Origin of the sequence: Achromobacter sp. (genome assembly GCF_049647645.1) — a bacterium.
GTDB lineage: Bacteria > Pseudomonadota > Gammaproteobacteria > Burkholderiales > Burkholderiaceae_B > Achromobacter.
Window position 1 is genome coordinate 67,619 of record NZ_JBARYB010000011.1, and the last position, 18,914, is coordinate 86,532.

Annotated in this window: 17 protein-coding genes; 9 read left to right on the forward strand and 8 right to left on the reverse strand. The window is 66.3% G+C overall.

Annotation, left to right across the window (positions count from 1 at the left end):
• Positions 1-16: 16 nt before the first annotated feature.
• The 6 genes from WBB14_RS01160 to WBB14_RS01185 are packed head-to-tail and all read right to left on the reverse strand — an operon-like array spanning position 17 to position 7,288.
• Positions 17-1,057, reverse strand: a complete 1,041-nt coding sequence (locus WBB14_RS01160) for a CapA family protein (protein WP_424238197.1) — start codon at positions 1,055-1,057, stop codon at positions 17-19.
• 10 nt (positions 1,058-1,067) lie between these two features.
• A complete protein-coding gene (locus WBB14_RS01165) occupies positions 1,068-2,621 on the reverse strand; it encodes an ABC transporter substrate-binding protein (RefSeq protein WP_424238198.1) in 1,554 nt (517 codons plus the stop codon).
• A 39-nt stretch (positions 2,622-2,660) separates the two neighbouring features.
• Positions 2,661-3,791 carry a C45 family autoproteolytic acyltransferase/hydolase gene (locus tag WBB14_RS01170; protein WP_424238199.1) on the reverse strand — a complete coding sequence of 377 codons (1,131 nt, stop codon included), beginning with the start codon at positions 3,789-3,791 and terminating at the stop codon, positions 2,661-2,663.
• Between the two features lie 31 nt (positions 3,792-3,822).
• Positions 3,823-5,478, reverse strand: a complete 1,656-nt coding sequence (locus tag WBB14_RS01175; RefSeq protein ID WP_424238200.1) for an ABC transporter ATP-binding protein — start codon at positions 5,476-5,478, stop codon at positions 3,823-3,825.
• 1 nt (position 5,479) lies between these two features.
• Positions 5,480-6,337, reverse strand: coding sequence for an ABC transporter permease (locus WBB14_RS01180; RefSeq protein ID WP_424238201.1), 858 nt, complete (start codon positions 6,335-6,337; stop codon positions 5,480-5,482).
• A 6-nt stretch (positions 6,338-6,343) separates the two neighbouring features.
• On the reverse strand, positions 6,344-7,288 hold the full coding sequence (locus tag WBB14_RS01185; RefSeq protein WP_424238202.1) for an ABC transporter permease: 945 nt from the start codon (positions 7,286-7,288) through the stop codon (positions 6,344-6,346).
• Between the two features lie 184 nt (positions 7,289-7,472).
• Here WBB14_RS01185 and WBB14_RS01190 point away from each other — a divergent pair, with 184 nt between their 5' ends.
• A complete protein-coding gene (locus WBB14_RS01190; protein ID WP_424238203.1) occupies positions 7,473-8,363 on the forward strand; it encodes a LysR substrate-binding domain-containing protein in 891 nt (296 codons plus the stop codon).
• A 137-nt stretch (positions 8,364-8,500) separates the two neighbouring features.
• Entirely contained in the window at positions 8,501-10,114 is a 1,614-nt protein-coding gene (locus WBB14_RS01195; protein ID WP_424238204.1) for an ATP-binding cassette domain-containing protein, read from the forward strand.
• Here the strand turns inward: WBB14_RS01195 and WBB14_RS01200 are convergent.
• Both WBB14_RS01200 and WBB14_RS01205 read right to left on the reverse strand, forming a co-directional pair.
• The gene (locus tag WBB14_RS01200) at positions 10,107-10,562 is read right to left on the reverse strand and encodes an N-acetyltransferase family protein (protein WP_424238205.1); all 456 of its coding nucleotides are present in this window, start codon (positions 10,560-10,562) and stop codon (positions 10,107-10,109) included. The two genes, WBB14_RS01195 and WBB14_RS01200, sit on opposite strands and share 8 nt — an antisense overlap.
• A gap of 10 nt (positions 10,563-10,572) precedes the next feature.
• Entirely contained in the window at positions 10,573-11,154 is a 582-nt protein-coding gene (locus tag WBB14_RS01205; protein ID WP_424238206.1) for a hypothetical protein, read from the reverse strand.
• Positions 11,155-11,341: 187 nt separating this feature from the next.
• Between WBB14_RS01205 and WBB14_RS01210 the strand changes: the two genes are divergently transcribed.
• The 7 genes from WBB14_RS01210 to WBB14_RS01240 all read left to right on the forward strand — a co-directional run bounded on the left by WBB14_RS01210 (position 11,342) and on the right by WBB14_RS01240 (position 18,852).
• Positions 11,342-12,118: a GntR family transcriptional regulator gene (locus WBB14_RS01210; protein ID WP_424238207.1), complete on the forward strand. Its 777-nt coding sequence runs from the start codon at positions 11,342-11,344 to the stop codon at positions 12,116-12,118.
• 91 nt (positions 12,119-12,209) lie between these two features.
• A complete protein-coding gene (locus WBB14_RS01215) occupies positions 12,210-13,169 on the forward strand; it encodes a Bug family tripartite tricarboxylate transporter substrate binding protein (RefSeq protein WP_424238208.1) in 960 nt (319 codons plus the stop codon).
• Between the two features lie 32 nt (positions 13,170-13,201).
• Complete coding sequence (locus WBB14_RS01220; protein WP_424238209.1) at positions 13,202-13,924, forward strand: aspartate/glutamate racemase family protein; 723 nt, start codon at positions 13,202-13,204, stop codon at positions 13,922-13,924.
• Positions 13,925-14,250: 326 nt separating this feature from the next.
• Positions 14,251-14,964: a gluconate 2-dehydrogenase subunit 3 family protein gene (locus WBB14_RS01225; protein ID WP_424238210.1), complete on the forward strand. Its 714-nt coding sequence runs from the start codon at positions 14,251-14,253 to the stop codon at positions 14,962-14,964.
• A gap of 3 nt (positions 14,965-14,967) precedes the next feature.
• A complete protein-coding gene (locus tag WBB14_RS01230) occupies positions 14,968-16,743 on the forward strand; it encodes a GMC family oxidoreductase (RefSeq protein ID WP_424238211.1) in 1,776 nt (591 codons plus the stop codon).
• 12 nt (positions 16,744-16,755) lie between these two features.
• Complete coding sequence (locus tag WBB14_RS01235; protein WP_424238212.1) at positions 16,756-18,069, forward strand: c-type cytochrome; 1,314 nt, start codon at positions 16,756-16,758, stop codon at positions 18,067-18,069.
• 270 nt (positions 18,070-18,339) lie between these two features.
• Positions 18,340-18,852 carry an AAA family ATPase gene (locus WBB14_RS01240; protein ID WP_424238213.1) on the forward strand — a complete coding sequence of 171 codons (513 nt, stop codon included), beginning with the start codon at positions 18,340-18,342 and terminating at the stop codon, positions 18,850-18,852.
• Positions 18,853-18,914 lie beyond the last annotated feature (62 nt).

The following is an 18,914-nucleotide window of genomic DNA, read 5'->3' on the forward strand; positions in this document are numbered from 1 at the left end:
TAGGGAAGACGGATGTTCAGGAAGCGGCGCGGCCGGTCAGGTCCAGTTGCAGGGCGTCGCCGCAGATGTGCAGGTTGGCGCCCAGCGCGGAGGACGACTGGATCAGCAGATCGCGCTCTTGCGGCACTTGGGAAGCGGGGACGAACACGGTCTGATTGGCGTCGTTGCGCTGCACGAAACGGAACTGCATGGCGGCGGGGCGCCGGTCGCGGATGTCGACGCGGACCGTCGTGCCGGTCCACTCGGTATGCGCATCGGCCTGGTGAGCAACCTGGAAGGAGAAGTTTCCGCTGCCATAAAGAATGGGCCTGCCCTGGTGCAATTCGATCGGCAGGATCATGTGGGGCCCATGCCCCAGCACGATGTCGGCGCCGGCCTCGACCGCCGCATGCGCGTATTCGCGCTGGTAGTGCAGCACCTCGCGCCGGTAACCCCAATGCAGCGAGGCGATCACGACGTCCGCCTGTTCCCGCAGCGCCGCCACGTCGGCCCGGAATTGCGCGAGCGATTCCGGGTCGGCCCATGTCAGCACTTCGGGCGGCACGCCGGGACGCGTGCGCGCGGCCTGCATCTCCAGCCGCGGCCGGTAGGCGGTATGGGCGCGGATGATGGCGACGCCGGCGTGGCGTGCGGTGGCTTCATGGTTGTCCGGCCAGTACACGGCGGTGCGTTGCAGGAAACCGTAGCGCACGCCGTCCCGCACCGCGATCAGGGGAGCGCGGGCTTCGCCAGCATTCGCGCCGGCGCCCACGCTGGGCAGGGAGGCGGCCCGCAAGGCGGCCAGCGAGGACAGTACGGCCTCATGGCCGATGTTGACGTTGTTGGCATTGCCCACCGCCTGCAGGCCGGCGTCGCGCAGGACCTGTGCATGCCGGGGCGAGGTGTAGAAGCCGCGCCGCTCTTGGGCGTGTTCGGGCAGGTCGTACAGGCAGCATTCCAGGTTGGCGAACACCAGGTCTGCCTGCCGCAGCGGCTGGTTGACGTGATGGAACAGGCCGCTGGCGTCTTCCACGCCCTTGAGATTGATGTCGCCCAGCAGATACAGGGTTTGATTCATGGTGGCTTTCCTAGTCGGCCTTCGAGACTTCCCAGAGCAGCGGCGCGCCGAAGATCGACGATTCGAAGCCCTGGACGTTCTTGCGGTATGCGCCCGTGCTCAGGGTATTGAACAGGGGGATGATAGGCACCTGTTCCAACATCAGACGGTGCAGCTGGTCCAGCTGGGCCTGCCGCTCGGCCGTCGCCGTGGTGTTGGTGGCCTGCTCCAGCAAGGCGCGGGCGGCAGGATCGTCCCACAGCTTGCGCGGCTGGGATGTCTTGTCGCCGGTGACGGCTTCAAAGCTCAAGGCGGGATCCATGCGGCTGGAATAAGAGAACGACATCATCTGGTAGTTGCCCTTCTGCCACTTGTCCTGCTGGGCGCCCCATTCCAGCACTTCGATGTCGGCGTTGATGCCGGCCTGCTGCAGCATGGCCTGGGTGATCACGGCCGCGTCGTAGTTCGGCAGATTGCGCTTGTTGGTCGAGATGACGATTTTCTCGCCCTTGTAGCCGGCCTTGGCGAGCAGTGCCTTGGCCCGCGCCAGGTCGTGGACGTAGCCCTGTTTTTCGGCCGCGCCGTAATAGGGCGAGGCCACGGGCACGAGCGAGTTGTTGGGCTCGGCCAGGCCGTAGGTCACGCCCGCCACCAGTTCCTTGTAGTTCAGCGCTGCGGCGATGGCCTGGCGCAGATAGGGGTTGGACAGCAGCTTGTCGCGGGTCTGGATCGTCAGCGTGGAAGGCGCCAGCTGCGGCGAGACGTTGGTGCCGATGGTCTTGTTCTGGGCCAGTTCGGCCATTTCCGAATAGGGCACTTTGGACATTACGTCGATGGCGCCGCTGGCCAGGGCGGTTTTCGCCGTGGCCGGATCGGCGATCACGACAAAGCGCACTTCGTCGACCAGCGGGCGCTTGGAGCCGACGTAGCCGTCGGGCTTGCCCGGGCGGTTCGCGTAGTTCTCGTAGCGGGTCAGGCTGATGTATTCGCGGCGGCGCCATTCCGCGAAACGGAAGGGGCCGGTGCCTATGGGCTTGTCCCAGGTGCCGTCGGCCTTGAGCGAGTCGCGGTGGGTGATGGCGGTCATGCCGCAGTCGCTGCGCGCGAGCGAATCGAGGAACAGCGGCGCGGGCCGGTCCAGCTTGAACACGACGGTGGCGGGGGCGGCGGCGGCGACGCTTTCCACCTTCAGGCCGATGCGGCCATCGAAGTCCGTCAGGCAGCGCCAGCCCGTCTTGGGGTCCATGTAGCGGTTCCAGCTCCAGACCACGTCTTCGGCGGTCAGGGGCGCGCCGTTGTGGAAGGTCACGCCCTGGCGCAGATGGAAGGTGTAGGTCTTGCCGTCTTCGGAAACGTCGATTTGCTCCGCCAGCAGGGGGGAGGGCTGGCCCTTGGCGTTGTAGCCGACCAGGCCTTCGACCACGTGCAGGATGACCCCATCGGTATTGGCGTCGCGGTTCACGCCGGGGTCGCTGCTGCGGATGTCCGCGTCCTGGTGGGCGCGCAGCACAGTGGCGCCCAGGGCGGGCGCGACGGCCGTCAGGAGGGCGGCCAGGGCGGTGTACGCATACAGGGGTCGTTTCATGATGGATCCTTGTTCAGAGCGGTTTTCTGCCGGAGGGCGTCAGGAGGAAAGGGGAGTTCCCCGTTCGAGCGAGTAACGGGCATAGGCGGCGCCGCGCCAGGGCATGCGTGCGACTTCCAGTGTGCCGGTGGCGGGTTCCATGATCAGCGTGGCGGTGGTGCAGGAGGCGTAGCCCTGGGCGCTGACGCGCCCCGGCCGGCAGACGGAAAACGGCGTGGCGTGGGTGTCCGCGAAAGCGGCCTTGAGATCCTGCACGCCGAGCTTGCGGCCCGCCGCCGACAGGCGCTGGCGCACGCGTTGATCGCGATAGAGGCTTTCGGGCGAGCCGGCGATGCCTGTCTCTTTCAGCTTGCCGAGCGCCACCGGACTGGTCCAGTGGTTGGCGTGGACCAGCAGGCCGTCCTCGGGATAGACCAGGAAGGTCTCGTCGGGCGCGCATTCCAGGCTCAGCGCCAGCCCCAGTTGCGTGCCCAGGATCAGGTTGCACGAGCAAGCCTTGGCGGTGCCGGTGACGATCTGCAAGGCCAGCGCGTAATGCTCCTGCTCCAGCGCCTTGCGGCGCACCAGCGGCAAGGGCACGCCGTCCTGTTGATAGTCGCGGCTCGACGACATGCCGTTGCCGTTCAGGGTCAGTCCGGCGGAGTTCATGCCATAACGCGCCAGCCCGCCGGCTTCGACGAAGGTCAGCACGTCGGGCCCGTCGTCGCGCAGCACGCGCAGGATGATGATGGTATCGGCGCAATCCTGGCGATTGTCCCAGTTCTGGCCTTGCAGGAAATTGCCGTTGGCGCTGCGCGCCGGCAGGATGGCGGCGCCGGTGCATTGGTCGCCTGCCGGCGCGGCGACGCCGGCGACTTGCGCGCGGCGGGCCTGGGCGACGATCTCAGTGCGGGCGTTGATCATCAGCACGTCCTCGAACGAGACGCCGGCGCCCTCGGCGATGCCGCGCATCTCGTCCAGGTAGGCGGGTTCGAAGTCCTCGACGGCGCGCGAGAAGTTCGCGATGAGCCGCCGCAGGTCCGCGGGCGAGTACCGGAGCTGCTGCAACGCGCCGGCGTAGATCCGGGCGCTGCGCCGCACGCGCGCGGCCGCCAGGCGTCCGTGCTGAAGTCCGCGCTCGTAGGGAGCGCCCGACACCTCAATCAGGGGAAAGTAGGTTTCTGCTTCCATGTCCATTCCTATGCGCGCAGGGCTGCGGGCGTCATTGATCGAACCGCCATTTCAGGCGCACGCCGCCGGTGTCGTTGGCTTCCAGGGCCGGAATGGCCGACAGCAGCTTGCGCGTGTAGGGATGCGTGGGCGCGTCGAATATCTGGTCGCGCAGGCCTTGTTCGACGATCTGGCCGTCCTGCATCACGACGACGCGGTCCGCCACCTGTTCGACCACGCCCAGGTCGTGGCTGATGAACAGACAGGAAAAGCCGTGGCGCTGCTGCAACTCGGCAAATAGCTTGAGTACCTGCGCGCGTACCGTGACATCCAGGGCCGATACCGGCTCGTCGGCGATCACGAAGGCGGGGCGCCGCACGATGGCGCGGGCGATGGCCACGCGCTGGCGCTGGCCGCCGGACAGTTCATGCGGGTAGCGCCTGGCGAATTCCGGGCCCAGCCCAACCTCCGCCAGCACGGCCTGGACGCGCTCGGCCTTCTGCGCCGTCGTCATGCCGTTTACTTGGCGCAAACCTTCGGCCGTGAGTTCGCCTACCGTCATGCGCGGATTCAGGGAGGAATAGGGGTCCTGGAACACCATCTGGCAGTTCAGGCGATAGTCGTTCCGGGCGGCGCCCGCCTGCGCGATGGGCTTGCCGCGGAAGTAGATGCCGCCGTCCGTGGGCGCCAGCAGGCCCGCGATGGCGCGGCCCAGCGTGGTCTTGCCGGACCCCGATCCGCCAACCACCGCCACCACCTCGCGCGGCCGGATCTGCAGGTCTATGCCATGCAGGGCGCGCTTGGCCTGGGTGCGGCCGAACAGCCGCTGGCGGCCGGCGTAGTCAACCAGGAGCTGCCGCACGTCGATGATGGGCGCTGCGGACGGAATGGGGCGGGCGGGCGCGCGTATCGGCATGGCGGCCAGCAACTGCCGCGTGTATGGATGGGCGGGGCGGTCCAGGATCTGCTGCGTGGTGCCGCTTTCCACGATTTCGCCGTGGCGCATCACGATCATGCGCTCGGTGTACTTGGCCACCATCGGCAGGTCGTGGCTAATCATCAGCACGGCCGTGTTACGGGCGCAGGTCAGTTCCAGCATCAGTTCCAGCACGTCGCGCTGCACCACGGCGTCCAGCGCCGTGGTGGGCTCGTCGGCCACCAGCAGGGCCGGTTCCAGCAGCATCACCGCAGCGAGCATCATGCGCTGGCGCATGCCGCCGGAAAATTCATGGGGCCAGGCGTCCAGCGCGGCGGCGGGATCGCGCAGGCCGACGCGCGCCAGCATGGCCAGTATCAGCTGCTTGCGGGCGGCTGCGGACAGGTCCTTGCGGTGCAGCGCCAGCCCTTCGTCGAGCTGGCGGCCGATCTTCATGGAGGGATTGAGCGAGGTCATCGGCTCCTGGAACACCATGCCGATGCGCGCCCCGCGCAGCTTGCGCAAGGCGGCGGGGCTGGCGTCAGTCAGCGACTTGCCTTCGAAAGTAATCGAGCCCGCCGCACGCACCAGCGGCGGCGGCGTCAGGCCCAGCAAGGCGCGCGCCGCCTGGGTCTTGCCGCTGCCCGATTCGCCGACGATGCCGACCAGCTCCCCGGGCTTGATGGAGAAGCTGACCCGCTTGACGATTTCCCTGCCGCCCGCTCCCACCGTCAGCGTCAGGCCGTCCACCTCTGCCAGCGTGGCGCCGGCGTCCATGTTCTTGGTTGTCATGTCATTCACCCGTACGCATGCGCGGATCCAGGCGGTCGCGCACGGCGTCGCCCAGCAGGTTGATGCCCAGCAGCGTGAGCGAAATGCAGATGCCGGGGAAGATGCTCAGATAGGTGGCCTGCGCCATGAACGGACGGGCCGAGGCCAGCATGTTGCCCCAGGTCGGCGCGGGAGGCGGCACGCCCAGGCCCAGGAAGGACAGGGCGCTTTCCGCCAGGATCACCCAGCCGAACATGGACGTGGCCAGCACCGTCAGCGGCGCCACGCAATTGGGCAGCACGTGGCGGAACATGGTGTAGAGCTCGGAATTGCCCAGCACGCGCGAGGATTCGATGAACTCCTTCTCGCGCAGCGACAGCACCGTGCCGCGCACGATGCGCGTCACCGAAGGCGTGTAGGCCAGGCCCAGCGCCAGGATGATGCCGTACTTGTTGGCGCCCACCACGGCCAGCAGGCCTAGCGCCAGCAGCAGGCCGGGAAAGGCCAGCAGTGCATTGTTGAAGGCCATGATGATGCGGTCGGTCCAGCCTCGCACAAAGCCGGTCAGCACGCCGATCGCCGTGCCCAGCACGACGGAGAAAGAGACAGTCAGCAAGCTGATCCAGACGCTGGTCGAGGCGCCCACCATCAGGCGGCTGAGCACGTCGCGGCCGAATTCATCGGTGCCCAGCCAGAACTGGGCGCCGGGCGGCTTGAGCCGCGAAGCGAAGCTGATGCCGAGCGGGTCGCGCGGCGTCCAGACCGCGCCGATGAGGGCCGCGCCCACGACGATCGCGATGATGACTCCGCCTATGAGCGCATTGGCGGGCAGGCGCCGGCGCCGGGGCTTTGCGGGATGGATGGCTGTAGTCAGTTGCATGGCGGTTCACTCCGCTCCAACGCGGGGATCGAAGGCGGGATAGAGCAGGTCGACGAACAGGTTGACCAGCACGTAGATGACCGCGACGAACAGCAGGCAACCCTGGATCACCGGGTAGTCGCGGGCGAAGATGGAATCGACCAGGAGACGGCCCAGGCCGGGTATCGTGAACACGGTCTCGACCACGGCGATGCCGCCCAGCAGATTGCCGAGCACCAGGCCGATCAAGGTCCAGGTGGGTCCGAAGGAATTCTTGAACACGTGATGGGTCAGCACCGCCCGTTCGCTCAGGCCCTTGGCGCGGGCGTGGGTCACGTAGTCCAGCCGCAGGACTTCCAGGGCGCTGGCGCGCGCCATGCGCATCAGCACGCCGATCTCGTGCAGGAATAGCGTCAGGATGGGCATGGCCAGGTACAGCAGGCCCGCGACCGCGTCCTCCGACACCGACACATAGCCCACGACCGGCAGCCAGTCCAGCTTCAGTCCCAGCAGCAACAGCAGCAGCAGGCCCAGCCAGAAGGTGGGAATGGACACCAACAGCGTGGCCATGCCGACCAGCGCGATATCGGTGGCGCGGTTCTGGCGCCAGGCGGCGATGATGCCGGCCGGCACCGCGACCAGGGTGGCGGCCGCCACGGCGGCCAGCACGATGGGAGCGCTGACCAGGAAGCGGTCCCATACCAGGGACAGCACCGCCTGGCCGGTGGTAATGGATTTCCCCAGGTCTCCATGCAGCAGATTGCCGAACCACAGGGCGAACTGGGCGGGCCAGGATTGGTCCAGGCCCATGCGCTGGCGCAGTTCTTCCAGGCTGGCGGGATCGGCAAGATCGCCCAGCAATAGCTGGGCCGGGTCGCCGGGAATCAAGCGGATCAGCACGAAAACGGCGACGGACACGATCAGCAATGTCGGTATGGCCATTCCGATGCGCGAGAGTGCGAAGCGAAGCATGGGGGGCTCGTAGCTCACGTCCCGGCGCCGGCTGCGCGGCGCAATGGTGACGATACGGTTGACGGGACCGCGTATGCCGGCTTGGCTGCGGGATGGCGTAACTTTGACGTCCTGTCATAAAGAAGTAAAACTAAAATTACTTTGTGATATATAAAGTTCTTCTTACCGATAGGGCGCCTGTCAGATGAGTTCGATCCGCTTCTTCCGCACCTTCGTTGCCGTGGCCCGCAGCGGCTCATTCGCCGCCGCCTCGGAGCGGGTGTCGCTCACGCCCGCGGCGGTCAGCCTGCAGATGCGCGCGCTGGAAGACGATCTGGGCGTCACCCTGTTCGACCGCAGCGGCAAGATCGTGTCCCTGAGCGAAGGCGGGCACAGGCTGCTGCCGCGGGCGGAGCAACTGCTGGCGGTGTACGACGATCTGCGCGACGGTCCGGGAGGCGACGAGCTGGTGGGATCCATCGACGTGGGCTCGGTGGGCACGTCGATGGCGTTCCTGGCGCGCGCTGTCTTGACCCTGCGGGACTCGCATCCCAAGCTGAACGTGCAGCCGGTGATCAGCTTTTCCGGCGATCTGTCGCTGCGGGTGCGGGCAGGCGAATTGGACGCGGCGCTCGCAGTCAAGAACGCCCACAAACTGCCTTCCGGCACGCAATGGACGCCGCTCTACACGGAGCCCTTCGTGTTCATCGCGAACCGCCAGGCGGCGGGCAAGGCGGACGTGGCCGGCCTGATGGCGCGGCGCCTCTTCCTGCGGCCTTCGCGCGATACGCATACGGGGGCGCTGATCGATGCCTTCATGCGCAGAAACCACCTGAAGTTCGGCGAGTACCTGGAAATCAATTCGCTGCGGACCATGGTGGAACTGGTCCACCAGGATGTCGGCGTGACCATCGTGCCGCTCACGCGGGCGGCGCATTGGGAGGAAGACCCGCGCCTACGCGTGACCTATTTCGATGACCCGTCCGCGCAACGGACCGTCGGACTGTTCGAGAACGAGGCGCGCAGCCACCTGACCAGCGCGCTCAGGCGCGTCCTGCTCGCCACGATCGAGCAGGACGCCCAGCTAAGGCGGTAATCGCTACTACAATGCCGGATCAATCACCCCACCAGGAGTCATTCGCCATGCGCCATTGATGCCGCCGTCGACACGACGGCCAGTCTCCACCCACCCCCAAAGAGCAGGGGGAGTTCTTGGCATCCTTGGAATCGCACATGACGAATCCCTATCTCGCGCTGGAAGGCGTGTCTTATGTTCTGCCGGACGGCAGGACGCTTTTTTCCGGTGTCAACGAACAGTTCGACCTGCGGCCTACCGGACTGGTGGGCCGCAATGGCGTGGGCAAGAGCGTGTTGGCCGGCATTCTTGCCGGCCAGTTGCCGCCGGCCTCCGGCCGCTGCGTGCGTTCGGGCAGCGTGCATTATCTGGCCCAGCAGGCCGCGCCGCGCGTAGCCGGGACCGTGGCCGGCCTGGCGGGCGTGCAGGCCACGCTCGAAGCGCTGGGACGCATCGAAGCGGGCAGCGCCGCCGCCGAGGACTTCGACATTCTTGGCGATCGCTGGGACGTGCGCCTGGCGTTGCAGCAGGAACTGGAGCGCTGCGGCCTGGGCCATCTCGACGCCGCGACGCCGGTCGCCACCCTCAGCGGCGGCGAAGCCATGCGCGTCGCCCTGATCGGCGCCTTGCTGTCGGGCGCCGACTTCCTGATCCTGGACGAACCCACCAACCATCTGGACAGGCCGAACCGGCTGGCCTTGATCGAGCAGTTGCAACGCTGGCCGCGCGGCTTGCTGGCGATCAGCCACGACCGGCAACTGCTCGACGCGATGCAGCGCATCGTGGAATTGTCGACGCTCGGCCTGCGCGGGTATGGGGGCGGCTACAGCTTTTATGCGCAGCGCAAGGAAGAGGAACGACGCAATGCGCAGTTGCTGCTGGTGCAGCGCAAGCATGAACGCCAGCGCGAGGAACAATCCCTGCGTGTACAGCGCGAACGCCAGGAGCGGCGGCAGGCGCGCGGCAACCGGCAAGGACGCGAAGCCAATCAGGCCAAGATCCTGCTGGACCGGCAGAAGGCGCGCAGCGAAACCTCCGCGGGCAAGCTGCGCCGCCAGCATGCGGCGGCAAGCGAGCAGCTCACATTGCGCGTGCGCGAGGCGGCCGAACAGGTTGAGGACCGAGACGCCATCGTGCTGCATGCGCCGCCGGCCGCCATGCCTGCGCAGCGGCGCATTGCCGAGCTGGATGCGGTGGAGCTGCCCTTTGTCCCGGTCGCCACGCGCCGCATCGATCTGATGCTGGGCGGACAGCAGCGGGTGGGCGTGGTCGGCCCGAACGGTTGCGGCAAGTCGACCTTGCTCAAAGTGTTGGCTGGGCAGCTTCAGGCATCGGGCGGGACATGCCGGGTCGCGGTAGAGGCCGTGTATCTGGACCAGGGGCTGGCCACGCTGGCGCCGCAGCGCTCGGTGCTGGAGCAGTTGCAGGCGGCCAATCGCGGCGCGTCGGAAGCTGACTTGCGCACGCGCCTTGCCCAGCTTGGCCTGGACGCGCGCAAGATTGCCGTACCCAGCGCCGCGCTCAGCGGAGGAGAACGGCTGAAGGCCGCGCTGGCCTGCGCGCTGTATGCGGACCCGCCCGCGCAACTGCTGTTGCTGGACGAGCCCAGCAACCACCTGGATCTGCCGTCGATGCAGGCATTGGAGGCGATGCTGCGCGCTTACCGTGGCGCCCTGGTGGTGGTGTCTCATGACGACGCGTTCATGGACAGCCTGGGCCTGACGCATCGCCTGCTTGCGGGCAGCGAGGGATGGCGCCTGGAGACTATCTGATCGACAGTTCCAGTATGTCGTCGCCGGCGTCGTCGCGCTCCCCCGTGGGCGTCCAGCCCAAATGGCGGTAGAAGCCGTGGGAACGCACGGCAGGGTCGCTCGCGCATGCCAGGAAAAGCCGTTGGTGCCCCAGGCTTGCCAGATGCTGGATCGTCAGCTGCAGCAGCGTCTTGCCCGCGCCCTGGTTTTCGCTTTCGGGCAGCAAGGCCAGGACTACGATTTCGCCGGTATCGCGGTCGCCGTAGCAGTAGCCTGTCACCCGGCCGTCCGCGCAAGCGACAAAGCCGGGAAGGTCTCCCGCGCGGACGCCGGCGGCCCAGGATTCGGCGGTAATGCCCAGCGCGCGCAGGTCCTCGACCGAGAACGCGTTCTCTCTGGTTTGTCCTCGGATTGCGAGGCAGGCGGGGACGTCGCCGGAGGTGGCGGGGCGGAAGGTCAGTGTCGTCATGCTCATGTATTCAAAACAGGTTCAGCGCCCGCGCCACCCACCAGCCCAGTCCGACCGCGATGCCGATCAGCAGCATTCTGCGCAGGCCGCCGCCGCTGGCAGGCACGGCGCCTGGCGCCAGGCCGACGCTTGCCGCGGTCTCGGCGGATTGAACGGGTTTGGCTGCCGCTGATCGGGGAGGCTGCGCCGGGTCATCTGTTTCGATGACGAACTCCGGTTGGGCATCGCGCTGCTTCATGCCTTGCGCCAGGTTTTCCACGTCGACTCCGGCATTGCGCAGCATGTCCCACAGGCCACCGTCGCCCTGGCCAGCGCGCAGCGCTTCGATTCGTTCGCGCTCAACGCGCGGAACGTCGTCCAGGCTGTCGTACTTGCGGCCATTGACCGTGACTGCGCCGTTGTTGATCTCGACCTTGAAAGCCTCGCCATTCTCGATGCCGGCATAGCTCCAGGTTTCGCTGACCGTGGCGCCATCCAGTCCTCCGTCCAGCAGCGCTTCGATGGCGGCGCGCTGCTCGGGAGCGAGGTCCGGCGCGGCGCTCCAGCTGCGTGTTGTCGTGGTACTGCGCCAGGTCCTGGTCTTTTCGTTCATTGCTTATCCATTGGTATGCGGAGCCCGGCCCGTCGAGCCTAGGGCCTCTTGCCTTGTCATTAATGCAAAAGGCATTTCCATGTCAAGAAAATCGACATGACGCGCGTCGGGTAGCGTAGGGTAACGCGTTGATATATCAGATCAGCCTGACGATAATTCTTCCACTGTTGCCAGCAAGGGAATCGTGATGCAGAAGCCTTACCCCGCCACGGCGGCTGATCGGATCCGGCAGACGCTGGAGGATCAGATCGTCAATGCAGAGCTGCCTCCGGGCCTGGCGCTGGATGAAGCGCTGCTGGCGCAACGCTGCGGCGTTTCGCGCACACCCGTCCGGGACGCATTGCTGCAACTCTCGGCTCAGGGTTTTGTGCTCATCAAGCCCCGCGTCGGCATATTCGTGGCCGCGCTTGAGCCTGACGAATTGGCCAATATGTTCGAAACCCTGGCCTACCTGGAAGGGTTGTGCGCGGGGCTGGCCAGCCAGCGCATCACCAAGGCTGGGCGCGGCGAACTGCTGGCCGCGCACCGCGACGCCGAGCCGGCCCGAGCCGCAAGCCGTCCCGGCGGCTACGCGGCGGCGAATCTTGGGTTCCACGAGATCCTCTATCGCGCCAGCGGCAACAGCTATCTGATCCAGCAGATCATGGCGATCCGCAAGCGCACGCATCCGTACCGCTTGCGGCATTTCGATCAGCCGGGCCGCCTTGCCTGTTCATGGCGGGAACACGCCAGCGTGCTGGAGGCGGTGCTGGACGGTGACGAGCGCGCGGCCTCGCAGGCCGCCACCCGCCACATCGTCGAAGGTGGTCAGCAGTTCCGCGAATTCGCCGAACGTTTTCCGCAGGGCCTGTATGCGGCCGTGGGCAGTATGCGGGCGGCAGAGCAGGCAGCGCCGCCGGCGGCCACCTTAGCCTGGCTGTATGGCCCGCGCACGGCGGGCAGGCATTCCAACCCGATCAATTGAACCGTTCAACACCTTTACCGGCGCCGGCCGGGGCGTAGTGCTGCCCGGCGCTTTTGCGCCATTGATCAAAAACAGAAGCAGGAGACTAGCCGTGTTCCATCGAGTTGCAGGCCTTGCGGCCGCCTTGTTCATCACCGCCGCGGGTCCGGCCGTGCAGGCGCAGACCTCGCCGGTCAAGATCGTGGTCGGATTTTCGCCAGGTGGCGGCGTCGATACGTTGGCACGCCTGCTGGCCCAGGGCTTGGCGCAGGCGATCGACCGGCCCGTGGTGGTCGAGAATCGCGCGGGGGCGGGAGGCACCATCGCCGCTGATGTCGTGGCGCGGGCCGAGCCCGACGGCGCAACCCTGTTGCTGGCGGACACGTCGCTGCTGCTCGCGCCGCACATTTATCCGAAGGTCAATTATCGGATGAGCACCAGTTTCACGCCCGTCGCCATGGTGGGCGACGCCGGACTGGCCTTGGCGGTGCCCGCAACCAGCCCCGCGCGCACGCTGCCGGACCTGCTAGCCATGGCGCGCAAGGAGCCGGGTCGCTACACCTACGCTTCGGTGGGCGTGGGGTCCATGCACCATCTGGGCGGCGAACTGATCAAGTCCATGGCGGAGGTGGATCTGGTGCATGTGCCGTACAAGGGCGGCAGCCCGGCCACCCAGGCGGTCGCATCGGATCAGGTGTCGTCCGCCATTTCCAGCCTGCCGGCGGTCATTCCGCAAGCAGGCGCAGGGCGCATACGCATTTTGGCGGTGCTGGGCGCCGAGCGGTTCCCCGGTTTGCCGGATGTGCCGACGGTGGCAGAGACGTTGCCTGGCTTTGACGCCACCCCGGCGATTTTCCTGCTGGCGCCGGCCAAGACGCCGGCTGCCGCGCTGGAAAAGATCGCGCAGGCGCTGCCACAGGTATTGGCCGAACCCAAGCTGCGGGAAGCGTTCATCGCGCAGGGTTCGCTGGTGCGCTACCAGCCCGCCGACGCGCTCGCCGCGTGGTTGCCCGCGCAGGAGCAGCGCTGGGTCGATCTGATCTCGCACGCCAAGCTGACGTTCGCCCCTTGAGATTTGCGGTATCCACATCAGGAGAACTTTTCATGCAGCAATCAAGCACCCCCATCATCGGCATGATCGTGCCGCCCGCCGCGGGCCTGGTGCCGGCGGACGGGGCGCGGCTTTATCCGGATCTGCGCTTCATCGCCAGCGGACTGGGGCTGGGCTCTGTAACGCCGGAAGGCTATGACGCGGTGATCGAATCGGTGGTGGACCATGCGCGCCGCTTGAAGGAGCAGGGCGCCTCGGTAGTTTCGCTGATGGGCACCTCGCTCAGCTTCTATCGGGGCGCGGCCTTCAACGCCGCATTGACCGAGGCGATGCGCGAGGCCGTCGGCCTGCCGTGCACGACCATGAGCACGGCGGTCCTGAACGGATTGCGCGCCCTGGGAGTGCGGCGCGTCGCGCTGGCGACGGCCTACATCGACGATGTGAACGAACGTCTGGCGGCCTTCCTGGCCAAAGAGGGCCTCGTGCCCGCCGGATGCCGCAGCTTGGGCATCACCGGCGTGGACGCGATGGCGCGCGTCGAGACGGACACGCTGGTCGACCTTTGCGTGCGGGCTTTTGAGGCCGCGCCGGACAGCGACGGCATCCTGCTGTCGTGCGGCGGCCTTTTGACGCTGGACGCCATACCCGAAGTCGAACGCCGTCTGGGTGTGCCGGTGGTGTCGAGTTCGCCCGCCGGGTTCTGGGACGCCGTACGGCTTGCTGGCGGCAGTGCAACGGCGGCGTCCGGATTTGGTCGCCTGTTCGGCGTGTCCTGACGATTGCCGAAGGTCGGCGGCGTAGCCACAACCGCGCGCGAGCCGCGCACCGCAATGCCCTGAAACCCGCGCAAGCGGGTTTCTTACTTTGTCCTTAATGCAAAACTTATTTTCATGTCAAGAAAATCGATCTGATATGGTCATTCGAACGTATCAGATGGCTCAAAGAGCGCATAATGTGCGCACCTTTTCCCAGGCTCCAGTTGTAGGGAAGGGGTCGGTTTTCGGTAAGCGAAGAGCGTGTTGTCACTAGCTCGGCGGTTCGTGTTTCCAGGTTCATGTTCGCTAGCGCGCTAGGACAACTTGGAGTATTCACGGAGATGTCTATGACAGAAGACGCAAAGCCGCGCAGGCGGTTCCTGCAGGCGTTGGCCATCGTGCCGGCGTCGACGCTGGCGGTGGGCGCAATGACCACCGGCTGTACCAACGAGGCGGAAAGCGCCGCTGCGCGTGCGGCCAAGCCCTACGAACCCACTTATTTCACCAAGGCCGAATGGGCCTTCATCGTGGCTGCGGTGGATCACCTGATTCCCGCTGACGAGTACGGTCCCGGCGCCATCGCAGCCGGCGTGCCGGAATTCATCGACCGCCAGATGGAAACGCCGTTCGGCCACGGCAAGCTCTGGTACATGCAGGGGCCGTTCCATACCGATCAGGTGCCGGAACTGGGCTATCAACTCAGCCAGAACCCGCGCGAGGTCTATCGCCACGGCATCGAAGCCTGTGATGCCTGGTGCGTGAAGACGCATGGCAAGGCCTACGCCGAACTGGACAAGCCGCTGCAGGAACAGATCCTGAAGGATCTGCAGGGCGGCAAGATCAAGTTCGAAGCCGTGCCGGCCACGACGTTCTTCAGCTTCCTGCTTTCCAATACCAAGGAAGGGTTCTTCGCCGATCCCATGTACGGCGGCAACAAGAACATGGTGGGTTGGAAGATGGTGGGTTTCCCGGGCGCGCGCGCGGACTTCATGGACTGGGCCGACCAGCCCAACGCGAAGTATCCCTACGGCCCCGTGTCGATCTCTGGGGAGAAGGGTTAAGCCATGGCGATCAAAAAAGACAAAGTCGATGCGGTGCTGGTCGGATTCGGCTGGACCGGCGCGATTCTCGGCCAGGAGCTGACCGAGGCAGGGCTGCACGTGCTGGCGCTGGAGCGCGGCGCGATGCAGGACACGCCCAAGGACGCCGAGTATCCCAAGGTCGCCGACGAGCTGGCGTACTCCGTGCGCGGCAAGCAGTTCCAGGACCTGTCCAAGGAAACCGTGACCATACGCCACGGCGTGGACGACGTGGCTGTGCCGTACCGCCAGAATGGTTCGTTCCTGCTGGGCACGGGCGTGGGCGGCGCCGGCTTCCACTGGAACGGCATGCACTACCGCGTGCTGCCTGAAGAACTGGAGCTGCGCACGCGCTACGAAACGCGCTATGGCAAGAGCTTCATTCCGGAAGGCATGACCATCCAGGATTTCGGCGTGACCTACGACGAACTGGAGCCATACTTTTCCAAATTCGAATACGTGTGCGGCACGTCCGGCAAGGCCGGCAACCTGAACGGCCAGATCGTCGAAGGCGGCAATCCGCTGGAAGGCAAGCGCAGCAAGGAATTCCCGCTGCCGCCGCTGACCACGACCTACGGCGCCCAACTGTTCGACAAGGCGGCGCGCGAGGTTGGCTTCCATCCGTATCCCGCGCCCGCGGCCAACGCGTCGGGCCCGTACACCAATCCGTACGGCGTGCGCCTGGGGCCCTGTAATTTCTGCGGCTTCTGCGAGAACTACGGCTGCTACATGTACTCGAAGGCCTCGCCGCAGACCACCATCCTGCCGGTGCTGCTGAAGAAGCCCAACTTCGAGCTGCGCACGCAATCGCACGTGATCAAGGTCAACCTGGACTCCACCGGCAAGAAGGCCGTGGGCGTGACCTACATCGATGCGCAAGGCCGCGAGGTGGACCAACCCGCCGACCTGGTGATCCTGTCGGCGTACCAGATGCACAACGTGCGCCTGCTGCTGCTGTCCGGCATCGGCAAGCCTTACGATCCCAAGACCAATGAAGGCGTGGTCGGCAAGAACTACGCCTACCAGATGAACGGCGCGGTCAACGTGCTGCTGCCCAAGGGTACCCAGCTCAATCCCTTCGTGGGCACGGGCGCCGGCGGCGTGGGCATGGACGACCTGAACGGCGACCAGTTCGACCACGGTCCGCTGGGCTTTCTGGGCGGGGCCAGCATCCGCCACGTGCGCTATGGCGGCCGTCCGATCAAGCAGACGCCCACCATGCCGGGCACGCCCAGCTGGGGCACGGGCTGGAAGGCCGGGGTGCAGGACGCGTACCAGCGCCACATGACCCTAGGCATTTCCGGTTCGGTGATGTCGTACCGCGACGCCTATCTGTCGCTGGATCCGACCTACAAGGACAGCTTCGGCCAGCCGCTCCTGCGCATGACTTTCGATTGGCATGACAACGAATTCGACATGCTGGGCCACATGGGCAAGCGCATGGAGGAAGTGGCCAAGGCCATGAAGCCCGAAAAGTATGCCGTGGCGGTGCGCAAGAAGGGCGCGCGCTACGACACGCGGGTCTACCAGAGCACGCACAACACCGGCGGGGCCATCATGGGCACGAATCCCAAGGAAAGCGTGGTCAACAAATACCTGCAAAGCTGGGACGTGCCGAACCTGTTCGTGATGGGAGCCTGCGCGTTCCCGCAAAACATGGGCTACAACCCCACCGGCCTGGTTGGGGCCCTGGCCTATTGGTCGGCGCAGGCGATCCGCGACCAGTACCTGAAGAACCCCGGCCCGCTGGTCCAGGCTTAAGGAGACGGCACAATGATTAAGCAGACCATTGTTGCGGCTGTTTCGGCCCTGGCGGCAAGCGCGGCGTTCGCGGCTGACGGCACGCCTGCCGCCGCCGATGCGCAAATGATCAAGCAGGGCGAGTACCTGTCGCGCGTGGGCGACTGCATCGCCTGCCACACGGCCAAGGACGGCAAGCCGTTCGCGGGCGGCCTGGGCATCGATTCGCCGCTGGGCATGATCTATTCCACCAACATCACGCCCGACAAGGACACCGGCATCGGCGGCTATACGTACGAGGACTTCGACCGGGCCGTGCGCCACGGCGTGGCCAAGGACGGGCACTCGCTGTACCCGGCGATGCCGTACACCGCCTATGCCAAGGTCACGCCCGAGGACGTGAAGGCCCTGTACGCCTACTTCATGCACGGCGTGCAGCCGGTCAGGCAGGAGAACAAGGACACCGACATCATCTGGCCCCTGTCGATGCGCTGGCCGCTGGGCGTGTGGCGCTGGATGTTCGCGCCGGACGTGGCCACGGCGCCCGTGACCGCCGACACGCAAGGCGCCGACCGCGCCGCGCTGCTGCGCGGCCAGTACCTGGTCGAAGGCCTCGGGCATTGCAGCACCTGCCACACGCCGCGCGGCGTCGCCTTGCAGGAAAAGGCGCGGACCGAGGCGGACGGCTCGGCCTTCCTGTCGGGCGGCGTGGTCGAAGGCTGGCTGGCCAAGAACTTGCGCGGCGACGCCACCGACGGTTTGGGCAGCTGGACCCAGGCCGACATCGTGGCCTTCCTCAAGTCTGGCCGCAACGGCCATTCCGCCGCCTTCGGCGGCATGGCGCAGGTCGTCGGCGACAGCACCCAGCATCTGTCCGACGCCGACTTGAACTCCATCGCGGCCTATCTGAAGAGCCTGCCGCCGGTGAACAAGGACGCCACCAAGCCGCTGGCCTACGACGAGTCCGTGGCGCAGGCTCTGCGCACGGGCCGCGACAAGGGCGACGGCGCAATGGCCTTCCTCAACAACTGCGCGGCCTGCCACCGCAGCACGGGCAAGGGCTACACGGAGACCTTCCCGCAGCTGGCGCTCAGCTCCACGGTGAACTCGGCGGATCCTGCTTCCTTGATTCACATCGTGCTCAAGGGCGCGCAGATGCCGGCCACCACGGCGGCGCCGACCGCCTATGCGATGCCGGGCTTCGACTGGCGCATGAGCGACAAGGAGGTTGCCGACGTGGTGACGTTCGTGCGGTCCAGCTGGGGCAACCAGGGGGCGGCCGTCACCGCCGCCGACGTGGCCAAGGTGCGCAAGGACGTGGGGGCGGCGCCGCAGCCGGCACGTTGACGTCTGGCGCCATCGCGTAGCGTGATGAATAGCGGCGCCGGCAGGCCCTCCAGCCTGCCGGCGCTTTTTTTTGCGCGCGATTTGACAAGCGCCAGCGTCAGGCGCAACCTTGATTCCATGCGCCGACCCCTCACCCCGTTCGCTCTGATTATTACCACCATCAGGACCATGGTGGGTTAGCGCGCGTCGGTGCATCGCTACATAAACCCGCCAGAGGCGGGTTTTTTGTTGCCCGCTTCCTGCCTGCAGTTTTTCCCAGGAGAGCACTTCATGATGTCCACTGATCCTTCCCCCTCGGCCACGCCCATGCTGCACTTCCTGTGCGGCAAGATCGGCTCCGGCAAATCCACGCTGGCGCAGAAGCTGGCGGCGCAGTCCGGCGCCATCCTGCTCAGCGAGGACAGTTGGCTGGCGGCGCTGTATCCGGGAGAGATCGTGGACCTGGCCGACTACGCCCGCTGCGCCAGCCGTCTGCGCAATGCCATGGGCAGCCATGTAGCGGCGCTGGTGGGGGCGGGTTTGTCGGTGGTGCTGGACTTCCCGGCCAACACGCGGCGCAGCCGCGAATGGCTGCGCCAGGTGGCCGAGCAGGCCGGCTGCGCGCATCGGCTGCATTACCTGGATCTGCCCGACGAGGTCTGCAAGGCCAGGCTGCGCGCGCGCAACGCATCGGGCACGCATCCGTACACCACCACGGACGAGCAGTACGACGCGATTGCCGCGTACTTCGTCGAGCCGGACGAAGGCGAAGGCTTCCATCTGCTGCGCCACGGGCAGGACTGAAACGGCGGACGCGGACTCGCCGCGCCTGCTATGATTGCTGGATAAATATCCAGTTATCCGGC